The following is a 12,193-nucleotide window of genomic DNA, read 5'->3' as shown; positions in this document are numbered from 1 at the left end:
CCCCTTCTTGCCGTTAGAGGGGGCTTGTCAGTTATTTGATCAGTTTATTCAGGTAAGGGAGCTGTTTCAGTTCATCCTTTGTTATGAAACGCAGGACGAATAACAGGAAGATATATAAGATGGTTAAGGTACAACAGATAATGATGAACTGAGATAGTTCTCCAACAGTATAGGTTAAAAAAGATTTCAACTGAGAGCCAATCACCCAGGTAACACTTATTAGTATAACCATTTTTGTCAAATCAAGGAAAGGTATTTTGAAATTAATAGCTTGCATGAGTGCACCCAGGTGCAGGAAGGTTACCACTAATACTCCTACGACAATTGCAATTGCTACACCGCGAATTCCAAAAGCGGGCTGAGACGCTAATCCTACTAAAACCCCGAATTTTACTACTGCACCAATTAAACTGTTCCACATAGCGGGTTTTGCTAAATCCAATGCCTGTAAAGCGGCTTGCAGGGGCGCCTGAATATACAACAAAAGAAAGAAGGGAGCCATTAATGCCAGCATATAGGCAGCATTGCTCGTCCCATACATTAACTGTAGAATCGTAGCAGCAAAACTTGTCAGCAGTATTGTGGCAAGGCCGCCGGAGGCAAAAGAAAGCCGGATGGATTGATGAATACGATAATGAATTAATTTCGTTTCATTTTTAGCACCAGCCTCACTGATCGATGGTACTAAAGCTACGGACAAAGAATGAGTGATAAAGGTTGGCAGCATTAAAAGTGGGAGAATATACCCTGCCAGCTCACCATACTGTTTCGTAGCTGCCGCTGTCTGAAGGCCTGCTAGAGCCAGGCTCTGGGCGACTAAGATTGGTTCGAGAAAAAAAGAAAATGAGCCAATCAATCTGCTCCCAGTTGTCGGGATAGCAATCGAAAGTAATTCGTTTACTGTTTTCCGGCCGGATTGTAAATAAGTAAAGAATTGCCGGCGTACTCTGAATCTTTTTTTGACAGAAAACATACGCAACATAAATAGTAACGAGGCGAATTCACCTAAAATTACAGAAGCCATTGCCCCAGCCGCTGCATATTCGATACCGTAAGGGAGGAGGAGCTTGGTTAAGAAAGCTACCGATAAAATTCGAACCACTTGCTCAATCACCATGGAAAATGCTTGCGGCTTCATATTCTGACGGCCTTGAAAATAGCCTCGCAATACAGATGATATTGCTATGATAGGGACAATCGGACTGATGACAAGTAATGGCACCACTGTTCTCGAGTCTGTTAGCAAATGATTGGCGACCCAGGGAGCCAAGAGAAACATTAATGTCGTAAATAGGATGCTGAGAATTCCGGTGATGGAAAGGGAAACTACTAAAATACGTTTAATACGATTCAGATCACCAGCAGCTTCCGCCTCAGCTACACGCTTAGAAATAGCTACCGGCAAACCGAACTGCGTAAGAGTGATCGCAAGGAACAAAGTGGGGAGGGCCATCATATAGAGACCTACCCCCTCCTCACCCATCACCCTGGCGACGACTATACGGTTGATAAAACCTAAAAATCGGGTGATCATCCCGGCTGCTATTAAAATCAGGGTCCCCTGCAGAAATGTTTGCTTGGTCATAATAACGACCTGCCTTCTCAAAGTGATAAAATTCATATACAATGAATGTATATGCGAAAGAGGTGGCCAAGCATGACATTATTTATATGGCTGACAGGCTTTCTCGTGGAGGAGGCGAAAGGATGAAAACCATAAAATCAGCCGACCAGTGGAAACTGGAGGTATATCCTGCTTTGAGGAGTAAGGCTGAAGAATTTCGATTGATGGGCTATCCCGACTCTATCCCGGATGATATATGGAATTGTTTAATATCCAAAGTATGGAAAGGGAATCCGGATAAGCATTTATATGAGATGGTGCAGGATATTTTTCATTTAAATACTGCTCTTTACATAAGTTTCCTGACAGTTGAAGCTCATCGCGGAAAAGATCTGGTAAATTCAATTGCCGAAATTTCCGGAGAAAAAGAATCTGCATCTTCTGTAGAATAAGCTTGAGCTTATATTGACAGTTAGTTAAAAAGGTTTCTATAATAGTTTTATTGGAAAAATTCAGTAAATCATACGGATTGTGTATGGTACGAGGATAGGCTTGACAACCAACTCGACAGCTTATGAACAATAGCAGCCTGTCCTGGTACCCTATTTACGTTTTATATACATAAAGATGCTATGTATCGGCGTATCGTGCGTGCAGTCATTAAAGGAGGAACAACTTAAATGGTTAAAAGGGGCAGAATCATAGCCTTTTTTCTTGTTGTATTGATATTGGCAGGAACAATTGGCACCACTATTACTGGAATTACAAAAGACATTAAGCTTGGGTTGGATTTGCAAGGCGGATTTGAAATACTGTATGAAGTAAAACCCTTGGATGAAAATCAGGAAGTAAATGAAAAAGTGCTTGAAGTTACGGCTCGTTCCTTGGAAGAACGTGTCAATGTACTGGGAATCAGTGAAACGAATATTGATATTGAAGAGCCCAATCGTATCCGGGTACAGCTGGCTGGAGTAGAAGATCAGACGCAGGCACGTGAACTACTGTCCACTACTGCCCACTTATCTTTCCGTGATGCTGAAGACAATGAATATATGAATGGTTCAGATTTAGTGGAAGGCAGTGCTTCCCAATCCTATTCAGAAACGAATTCACCGATTGTTACATTGCAAGTGAAGGACCCGAGTAAATTTTACGAAGTTTCTAAAGAAATAAGCAGCATACCGGAAGATCCAAATACTCCATATCCGGATGATGTTATGGTCATATGGATGGACTTTGACGAAGATACTTCTTTTGGTGAAGAGTATGGAAAAGAAGATCCAAAATATATATCTGCTCCCGGTTTTTCAAACGGACCAATTCGCAGTAAGAATATTCAAATAACCGGAGATTTTACCGTGGAGGAAGCTAAACGTCTGGCAGATATTCTTAATGCGGGTTCCCTTCCTGCTGACCTTGAGGAAATGTATTCCACTTCCGTCGGCGCTCAATTTGGGGAGCAGGCGATGAGCAAAACGATTTATGCCGGCTTCATTGGTATCGGAATCATCTTTTTGTACATGATGTTCTATTATCGTTTTCCAGGTGTCATCGCAACATTGACGCTTAGTGTCTATATTTATCTGATTTTACTTATCTTTGAATGGATGAATGGCGTGTTGACCCTCCCGGGTATTGCTGCCTTGATTTTAGGTGTTGGTATGGCAGTTGATGCAAACATCATCACCTATGAACGTATTAAAGAAGAAATAAAATCAGGAAAGTCGGTACTCGCTGCTTTCCGTTCTGGAAACCAACATTCTTTATCAACCATATTTGATGCGAATATAACAACAATGATTGCAGCGATTGTCTTGTTTACATTTGGGACAAGCTCGGTTAAAGGCTTTGCTACCATGTTGATTGTCAGTATTCTCGTCAGCTTCATAACAGCCGTTTACGGCAGCCGTCTATTCTTAGGACTTTGGGTGAAGAGCCGATTCCTGAATAAACGGCCGGGCTGGTTTGGAGTGAAAAGAGAAGAGATAGTAAATATTGAAGATGGGGAAGAAGTAGAAGCTACATTCTTCAACCGGAAAATAGATTTTGCGGGCTTGAGGAAACGTTTCTTCACCCTCTCGCTTATTTTGATTGTTGCCGGAATTCTTTCGCTTGCGGTAATGAGGTTGAATCTGGGAATAGACTTTACGAGTGGCTCCCGTGTCTCCATCTTATCTGATGGAAATATTACAGCAGAACAAGTCGAAGAAACTTTTGAACAGGAGTTCAATGTATCGCCGAAAAAGGTGGTCCTCTCCGGAGATGATAGTGAGATAGCCGATGTTCGCTTTGATAGCGTACTAGGACAGGAAAAAATTGCCGAAATCAAGGCTTATTATGATGACCAATATGGAAATGAACCGAACGTAAGCACGGTTTCCCCAATTATAGGGCAAGAGCTTGCGAAAAACGCTGCCCTTGCCGTGCTGTATGCTTCCATAGGGATAATCATCTATGTCACGATCCGGTTTGAAATCTACTTTGCCTTGACTGCTATCATTGCGCTGCTTCATGACGCGTTTTTCATCTTGGCACTATTTAGTTTAACAAGGTTGGAATTCGATATAACCATCATTGCGGCCATATTGACCATTGTCGGTTATTCGGTCAATGACACGATTGTCACCTTTGACCGGATTCGAGAAAATGTAAAACGGGAAAAACGAGTCAAATCATTCGCACAGTTGGCTAAAATCGTTAATAAGAGTTTGATGCAAACAATGGCCAGAAGTATCAATACAGTTCTGACTGTCGTTTTCGCGGCCTTGATGCTTCTTTTATTCGGTGCATCTTCGATTACCAATTTTTCTTTCGCGCTGGTGATAGGCTTGCTTGCTGGAACTTACTCTTCACTATTCATCGCTGCCCAATTATGGCTAGTGCTTAGAGGAAGAAATATCAAAGAAAAGCCACTAAGCTTTGTGAAAAAGAAAAATACGGGAGGGCCACAAGTATAATAAGGCCCTCTCATAAGCCTGCTTCTTTCCAGGAAGCAGGTTTTTCTTTTGGGAACGTTTGTCAGATAAGGATAAAGGTAATAAATAGACTATAATAAAAAAGTCAGTAAATGAGGAAGGAGGAATAGAATGAAAGGTCAATATTATTGGATATTAGCACTTATATTTGCGTTATTGATTGCTATATTTGCTGTAATCAATGTGGATCCTGTGGAAGTCAATTTTATGTTTGGTACAGGAGAGTGGCCCTTGATACTGGTTATCCTTATTTCTGCACTGTTAGGGGGGATTGTTACAGCGGCAGCTGGTTCGGTACGATTTTATCAACTGCAGCGAGAGGTTAAAAAGCTGCGGAACGGCACTAAAGGGCAGACACCTGCCGGGAGATCTGAACTCCGATCCCATAACAATAAGCATGATAAGCAACGTTCGACTGCTGCTGACGATACAAAACATAAGTCATAAAAATAGTACTTTCATCTATTTGCTACCCCTGAATCCCTCTAGTATAATGAGTGGGTCAGGGGTGAACGTATGCTTAAAAGTAAACTGAAATGGAATTTTACATATAACGATGAAATGCAGCGTGATTTCTTTTTTGATGATATAGATTTATCACCACTAACAAGCAAGTTATTATGGAAAAGAAATATTACGGATAGTGAGAGCGCTGAACGGTTTTTGTTTCCTTCTCTGGATCATTTGCATGATCCTTTTCTAATGGAGGGTATGAAAGAAAGTGTGGAACGTGTAAGACAGGCGATTAAAAAAGAGGAAAATATTCTAGTGTTTGGAGATTATGATGCGGATGGGGTAAGTGCTACATCTGTAATGGTGGAAGCTTTGCGTGAAGCTGGCGCTGATTGCGACTTTTATATACCAAACCGGTTTACGGAGGGGTATGGCCCGAATGAAGAAGCTTTCCGGAAAGCAAAGGAAAATGGTATCGACGTCATTATTACGGTGGATACCGGAATTGCGGCAGTCCATGAAGCAGAGGTGGCAAAAGAGCTTGGGATGGATCTTATTATCACCGATCACCACGAAGTCCAGGAAGAACTGCCAGCTGCTTATGCCATTATTCATCCAAAGGCATCAGCTTCTTATCCCTTTCAGGAATTAGCGGGGGTAGGGGTAGCTTTTAAATTTGCGCAGGCGTTGCTGGGCAGATTACCGAAAGAGCTCCTGGATCTTGTGGTAATTGGCACTATTGCTGATCTGGTACCCTTAAAAGACGAAAATCGCGTGCTAGCTTCCTTCGGCTTGAAGGCTATTTCCCAATCGCCGCGCCCTGGTATCCAGGCATTGAAAAAAATTTGCGGTATAGACGGGGAGTGTAATGAAGAAACCATCGGTTTTCAGGTAGGTCCCAGAATTAATGCTGTCGGACGTCTTCAGGATGCTTCACCTGCGGTAGATTTACTACTGACCAGAGACCCTGAAGAAGCAGAAGGATTGGCTAAACTGATTGATCAATTGAATAAGGAGCGTCAGAAAATAGTTTCAGATATCGCGGATGAAGCTGAAAAGATTCTCGAAGCAGATGAATCAGGGGAAAACGACTCTGTCATTGTAGTAGCTAAACCTGGCTGGAATCCGGGTGTACTTGGGATTGTAGCTTCCCGTTTGGTCGGACGTTTCGACCGTCCGGCTATCGTAATGGGGATTGATGAGGAGACGGGTGAAGCAAAGGGTTCAGCAAGGAGTATCGATGCTTTTGACCTCTTTGTTAATTGTATGAAGATACGGGACATTTTCAAACACTTTGGCGGACATGCCCAGGCTGCCGGGATGACAGTGAAAATTGAAAATATCAATGAACTTCGCCGGGAATTAAATCGATTAGCTTCGGAACAATTGACACCAGATGATTTTACCCAGAGTATCGATGTTGAAAATACGATTGATATTGAAATGCTTTCACTAAAACAGTTGGAAGAAATAGATAAATTGAGTCCTTTCGGGATGGGGAACCCTAAGCCTATTTTCCATATTGAACATGCTCCCAAAGAGATTAGGCAAATTGGCAGCAAGCAAAACCACTTAAAATTTCAGTTTAATAAGTCAGGGACGCAGCTGGATGGAATCGCTTTTGGAATGGGAGAATTGTATAGTGATATCTCTCCTTCTTCCAAGGTGGAAGCCATCGGTGAGTTAGGCATCAATGAGTGGAATGGCAGAAAAAAACTCCAGATTATGATTAAGGATATCCGTATTGCTGAATGGCAGTTATTTGACTACCGGGGATCTAAATACCTGGAGAAGAAGCTGGCAGGCAGCAGCTTGAATAACCATGCAGCTCTTACGTTTGAAGGGAAAAGTTCTGCGCCGTTTGGAATGGATGTGTTGGATAAAGAGGCGATTATGAATGAGAAGGATAACAATTTTTCAGGCCTTGTTCTATTGGATCTGCCTGCTCGACTAGACGATTTAGCTGATATCATAAGAAAGGTTCAGCCTGAGAAGATATATGCCTGTTACCGGGTAGATGACAGTGCCTTTTTTGATAAGCTTCCTACGCGAGAGGACTTTAAGTGGTTTTATGGTATGCTTCTGAAACATAAGACTTTCGAGTTGTCCAGGGATGCATCCAAGCTTGCTTCCTATAAAGGTTGGAGCAAAGATACATTGGAATTTATCTCCCAGGTGTTTTTTGAGTTGGATTTTGTTAGAATAGAGAATGGACTGATTTCACTACATCCTTCCCCGTCTAAGAAGGATTTAAATGATTCGGATACTTATCAGTTAAAACAACGGAAATTACAAGTCGAAAAGAAACTTTATTATTCCAATTATCAAGAACTGAAATCCTGGTTCGATCAATATATGGAGCAAATGGACTTGGCCGTTAAGGAGGAAGTAACATATGGATTATAAACAACATATTGCTATTGTAGAAGATTGGCCAAAAGAGGGTGTCCGTTTTAAGGATATCACCCCATTGATGGATAATGGAAAGGCCTTTAAGTCTGCCATCGATGATATCGTGGAATATGCTAAATCATTGGATATCGATTTGATTGTAGGACCAGAAGCTCGTGGGTTTATCGTTGGTTGTCCGGTTTCTTACGCACTCGAAGTAGGCTTTGCCCCTGTGCGAAAAGAAGGGAAACTCCCGCGGGAAACAATTAAAGTCGATTATGGTTTAGAATATGGAGAAAATGTCCTTACTATCCATAAGGATGCAATAAAGCCAGGTCAGAGAGTGCTTATCACCGACGATTTATTAGCTACTGGTGGAACGATCGAAGCAACAATCAAACTCGTTGAAGAACTTGGCGGTGTTGTAGCCGGCTGCGCTTTTCTAATTGAATTAACCTATTTACATGGAAGAGAAAAGCTTGAAGGACATGATGTGTTAACATTGATGCAATACTAAAGATAATGGAGTGCCCTCCTAAGGGTGCTCTTTGTTTATAATTAAACTTTTTTCTTTACATTTATCCCTCTTTTTTTGATAATGAGATAAAACTAAGTTTAAATTTTTAACAAGTATGTATAGAAACTAAGGTGATTAGATGTCGAAAGACAAAATTTTGAGCGCAGAAGAAGTGATTGAGGAAGCAAGCCGGTATTTGACGGAAGAAGATGCCGGTTTTATTCGACGCGCTTATGAATTTGCAGAGCAGGCACACAAGGATCAATTTCGTAAGTCGGGAGAACCATATATTATTCACCCTATCCAGGTTGCCGGCATTCTTGTCAACTTGGAGATGGACCCGGAGACCATTGCTGGAGGTTTTCTTCATGATGTCGTAGAAGACACAGAAGTGTCTATTGAAGAAATAGAAGAAACCTTCAACACAGAAGTAGCCATGCTTGTTGATGGTGTGACAAAGCTTGGAAAAATCAAATATAAGTCAAAAGAAGCACAACAAGCTGAAAATCATCGGAAAATGTTTGTCGCGATGGCAAAGGATATCCGGGTAATTCTGATTAAACTGGCGGATCGGCTTCATAATATGAGGACCTTAAAGCACTTACCGCCGGAGAAGCAGCGGCGGATATCCAATGAAACGCTTGAGATTTTTGCACCATTAGCTCACCGTCTTGGTATATCCACCATAAAATGGGAGCTTGAAGATACGGCTTTGCGTTACCTAAACCCTCAGCAGTATTATCGTATTGTACATTTAATGAAACAAAAGCGTAATGAACGCGAATTCTATATAGAAGATGTCATGAAAGAAATAGAAGATAGAATGCAAGAGGTTAATATCAAAGCGGACATTTCCGGACGGCCGAAACACCTGTACAGTATATATAGGAAAATGGTATTGCAAAATAAACAATTTAATGAAATATATGATCTTCTGGCTGTCCGGGTAATTGTCGATAGTATTAAAGACTGTTATGCGGTGCTTGGTATTATCCATACATGCTGGAAACCAATGCCTGGCCGGTTCAAGGACTATATTGCCATGCCAAAGCCAAACTTGTATCAATCCCTTCATACCACGGTCATCGGCCCGAAAGGAGATCCACTCGAGGTACAAATTCGGACGCAGGAAATGCATGAAATCGCTGAATATGGAATCGCAGCTCACTGGGCCTATAAAGAAGGCGGCCAATTCAATCAAACAAAACAATCATTTGAAGAGAAATTAACGTGGTTCCGTGAAATTCTGGAATGGCAAAATGAAACGCATGATGCCGAGGAATTTATGGAATCCTTAAAGGTAGATTTATTCTCTGATATGGTCTATGTGTTTACTCCAAAAGGGGATGTTATAGAACTTCCATCCGGTTCTGTACCTGTTGATTTTGCTTATCGCATTCATACGGAAGTTGGAAACCATACCATCGGTGCGAAAATCAATGGGAAGATGGAGCCCCTGGATTATGAATTGAAAACGGGAGACATCGTAGAAATGATGACTTCAAAACATTCGTATGGACCATCTAAAGATTGGATAAAACTAGCCCAAACATCACAAGCCAAAAGTAAGATAAAGCAATTCTTCAAGAAACAACGACGTGAAGAGAATATTCTGAAGGGAAAAGAACTTGTAGAAAAAGAAATAAAAAATATGGATTTAGCACCAAAAGAGGTACTGACCCAGGAGAATCTCGACCGTGTGTCGGAAAAGTTCAATTTCAGTAATGAAGATGATATGTTTGCAGCGGTAGGCTATCAAGGGATAACTGCTGCCCAGATTGCTACCAGGCTGACTGAAAAATTAAGAAAACAAAAAGAACAGGAACAGAACCTCGAAGAAACCTTAGAAGAAGTGAAAAATGAAGTTAAAGCTAAACCTTCCAATAAACGGGATTCCGGGGTAAGGGTAAAGGGTGTAGACAACCTCCTGGTTCGTTTGTCTAAATGCTGTAATCCTGTTCCGGGAGACGATATTGTTGGCTATATTACGAAAGGTCGAGGTGTATCGGTGCACCGTTCGGACTGCCCCAACGTCCATACTGAAGATGCGCAAAGTCGTTTGCTGCCAGTCGAGTGGGAAGGAAGCGGCTCCGACTCCAAGCAATACCATGTAGACTTAGAAATATCAGGTTATGACCGTCGTGGTTTAGTGAACGAAGTATTACAGGCGGTCAACGAAACGAAAACAAATATAACAGCCGTTTCTGGTAAATCTGACAGGAATAAAATGGCTACTATTAACATCACGATATTAATTCAAAATATCAATCATTTAAGGAAAATTGTCGATCGAATTAAACAAATTCCTGAAGTATATACAGTAAGAAGAATGATGCAATAAGGGGATTAGTTATTATGAGAGCAGTAATCCAACGTGCAAAAAACGCTTCCGTTACAGTCGAAGGACAAATTACTAGAGAGATTGATTCCGGCCTGGTCGTATTACTAGGTGTGACCCATGAAGATACGGAAGAGGATGCAAAATATTTAGCAAACAAAATTATCAACCTTCGCATATTTGAAGACGAGCAGGAAAAGATGAATTTGAGTCTGAAGGATGTTGCGGGAAAAATACTATCTATTTCTCAATTCACGCTCTATGGCGATACTCGTAAAGGCCGCAGACCTAATTTTATGGCAGCGGCGAAACCTGACAAAGCTAATGAGCTGTATGAGGCGTTCAACACGCTGGTAGTACAAGAGGGAATCGAAGTTGAAACCGGAGCATTCGGAGAAATGATGGATGTTCAGTTAAACAATGTCGGCCCTGTCACTTTGATTTTGGATAGCAAAGAAAGGTAAAAAATACCAGGATCAAAAGCTCAGAGTGTAAGCTCTGAGCTTTCTTTCATTCCTGATCGCTCCTCATACATCACTAAACTCTTCCGTATTTCCAGTTCAGAGTGGATTATGAAATGAAAAAGCAGGAACCTCCGCTAAATTGGGAGGTTCCTGCTTTTAACTCTTTATTATTGAAAATAATTGATAAGTCCATTGACTATTCCTGTACTAATTTTACCTTGGTAACTAGATGTTCTTATCAGCGATTCTTCAGAAGCGTTTGACAAATAACCAAGTTCCAAGAGTAAAGAAGGAATTGCGTTATTACGAATGACATGGAAACTGTTCACTTTAGCTTTCCTGTCCCGTGCGCCTGTCGCTTGAATTAATCCTTTTTGCACCTGTTTGGCTAAACTGCTGTCCTGGCTTCGATTGTAAAAAGTCTCAATCCCTTTTGCGGCAGGATAGGATGGAAAGCTGTTATAATGAAGGCTGATAAATGCATCGGCAGCAGATGAATTTGATATGGACACCCTATGTGCGAGTGAGACATAATTATCACTGCTACGTGTCATTATTACCTTAGCTCCTGCAGCCTGCAGTTTTTCTTTTAAATGAAGCGCCGTCGAAAGGGTGACTGTTTTCTCATAGGTACCGCTGAGGCCGATAGCGCCTGGATCACGTCCTCCGTGACCGGCATCCACAACAATCACTTTCCCGTTTAACCCGTTGCTGGAACTGTTACTGACTGTACTGGCTCCAGAATTCGCTGTCACAATCCACCCGGCCACAAAGGCTGTACTGGATCCATATTTAATCTTGTACCACTTTCCCTCTTTGCTAACTACCCGGAAGTCGTCGCCTTTGTGTGCTCTTCCTACTATTTTGTGGTTGGTAGAAGGACCGCTTCGGATATTAGTGCCATTATAGAGTAGTGTTACTTTCTGAGAGTTGCCAGAGCTGGTACTAGTTTGAGATGGTTGGCTGGATTTTTGTTTAGAATTACTAGGACTCGAATAATCACTATGGATCCAGCCTTTCCCTTTCTTGCTGTTCACTTGATACCAGGAACCTTTAGCTCCAACCTGGCTTACTTTCTCTCCCTTCATAAGATGGGTGAGAATTTTAGAGTTCGTGTTAGGCTCTGCACGTACTCGTAGGTAATTGACATCGGAGCGAAGTGATGTATTGTTCTGTACTTTGACAAGATATTTAGCTACCCACGCTTTCTTGCCATTGTACTGTATTTGTACCCATCCGGACTTCTCATCCAGTATCGGGTAGGTTTCGCCTCTATGTATCTGCCCTAATTGCCTAGTAAAAGACCCAGGACCTTCTCTTACATTGAGCGTATCAATATTGACCACAGCATTGTCGGCATGGGCCGGCACAGCCGTATACGCAGCGATACTTAGTAAGAGTAATAGAAACAAACCAAATACCTTATATGGTTTTATTATCAAATAAAATACCTCCTTTAAAATAGTTTATTATTCGAGTTTAATAGTACCA

General features: G+C 41.6%; 9 protein-coding genes. 7 read left to right on the top strand and 2 right to left on the bottom strand.

Annotation, left to right across the window (positions count from 1 at the left end; genetic code table 11):
* Positions 1–31 precede the first annotated feature (31 nt).
* Positions 32–1,585, bottom strand: a complete 1,554-nt coding sequence (gene spoVB / locus B9Y67_RS19305; RefSeq protein ID WP_085508972.1) for a stage V sporulation protein B — start codon at positions 1,583–1,585, stop codon at positions 32–34.
* Positions 1,586–1,707: 122 nt separating this feature from the next.
* Between spoVB and B9Y67_RS19300 the strand changes: the two genes are divergently transcribed.
* The 7 genes from B9Y67_RS19300 (at position 1,708) to dtd (ending at position 10,702) form a co-directional block, all read left to right on the top strand.
* Positions 1,708–2,016 (top strand): post-transcriptional regulator, encoded by a 309-nt coding sequence (locus B9Y67_RS19300; RefSeq protein WP_085508971.1) that lies wholly within the window; start codon positions 1,708–1,710, stop codon positions 2,014–2,016.
* Positions 2,017–2,244: 228 nt separating this feature from the next.
* Complete coding sequence (gene secDF, locus B9Y67_RS19295; RefSeq protein WP_085508970.1) at positions 2,245–4,521, top strand: protein translocase subunit SecDF; 2,277 nt, start codon at positions 2,245–2,247, stop codon at positions 4,519–4,521.
* A 129-nt stretch (positions 4,522–4,650) separates the two neighbouring features.
* The gene (locus B9Y67_RS19290) at positions 4,651–4,986 is read left to right on the top strand and encodes a LapA family protein (protein WP_085508969.1); all 336 of its coding nucleotides are present in this window, start codon (positions 4,651–4,653) and stop codon (positions 4,984–4,986) included.
* A 69-nt stretch (positions 4,987–5,055) separates the two neighbouring features.
* Positions 5,056–7,398: a single-stranded-DNA-specific exonuclease RecJ gene (recJ, locus tag B9Y67_RS19285; RefSeq protein WP_085508968.1), complete on the top strand. Its 2,343-nt coding sequence runs from the start codon at positions 5,056–5,058 to the stop codon at positions 7,396–7,398.
* Entirely contained in the window at positions 7,388–7,900 is a 513-nt protein-coding gene (locus tag B9Y67_RS19280; protein WP_085508967.1) for an adenine phosphoribosyltransferase, read from the top strand. Before recJ ends, B9Y67_RS19280 begins: the two co-directional genes overlap by 11 nt.
* Before the next feature lie 139 nt (positions 7,901–8,039).
* Entirely contained in the window at positions 8,040–10,241 is a 2,202-nt protein-coding gene (locus B9Y67_RS19275; protein WP_085508966.1) for a RelA/SpoT family protein, read from the top strand.
* Positions 10,242–10,255: 14 nt separating this feature from the next.
* Positions 10,256–10,702, top strand: a complete 447-nt coding sequence (gene dtd / locus B9Y67_RS19270; protein ID WP_085508965.1) for a D-aminoacyl-tRNA deacylase — start codon at positions 10,256–10,258, stop codon at positions 10,700–10,702.
* 167 nt (positions 10,703–10,869) lie between these two features.
* Here dtd and B9Y67_RS19265 read toward each other — a convergent pair whose 3' ends face one another.
* Positions 10,870–12,144: an N-acetylmuramoyl-L-alanine amidase gene (locus tag B9Y67_RS19265; protein WP_085508964.1), complete on the bottom strand. Its 1,275-nt coding sequence runs from the start codon at positions 12,142–12,144 to the stop codon at positions 10,870–10,872.
* Between the last annotated feature and the right edge of the window lie 49 nt (positions 12,145–12,193).

This window comes from Thalassobacillus devorans (assembly GCF_900176565.1).
GTDB classification, from domain to species: Bacteria; Bacillota; Bacilli; order Bacillales; family Halobacillaceae; genus Thalassobacillus; species Thalassobacillus devorans_A.
The sequence above is the reverse complement of the archived record's forward strand: the minus strand, read 5'-3'. Positions and strand labels throughout refer to the sequence as shown.

Excerpts from the sequence above, each read along its gene's own strand:
- spoVB (WP_085508972.1), bottom strand. The coding sequence starts at position 1,585 with ATGACCAAGCAAACATTTCTGCAGGGGACCCTGATTTTAATAGCAGCC.
- B9Y67_RS19300 (WP_085508971.1), top strand. The coding sequence starts at position 1,708 with ATGAAAACCATAAAATCAGCCGACCAGTGGAAACTGGAGGTATATCCT.
- secDF (WP_085508970.1), top strand. The coding sequence starts at position 2,245 with ATGGTTAAAAGGGGCAGAATCATAGCCTTTTTTCTTGTTGTATTGATA.
- B9Y67_RS19290 (WP_085508969.1), top strand. The coding sequence starts at position 4,651 with ATGAAAGGTCAATATTATTGGATATTAGCACTTATATTTGCGTTATTG.
- recJ (WP_085508968.1), top strand. The coding sequence starts at position 5,056 with ATGCTTAAAAGTAAACTGAAATGGAATTTTACATATAACGATGAAATG.
- B9Y67_RS19280 (WP_085508967.1), top strand. The coding sequence starts at position 7,388 with ATGGATTATAAACAACATATTGCTATTGTAGAAGATTGGCCAAAAGAG.
- B9Y67_RS19275 (WP_085508966.1), top strand. The coding sequence starts at position 8,040 with ATGTCGAAAGACAAAATTTTGAGCGCAGAAGAAGTGATTGAGGAAGCA.
- dtd (WP_085508965.1), top strand. The coding sequence starts at position 10,256 with ATGAGAGCAGTAATCCAACGTGCAAAAAACGCTTCCGTTACAGTCGAA.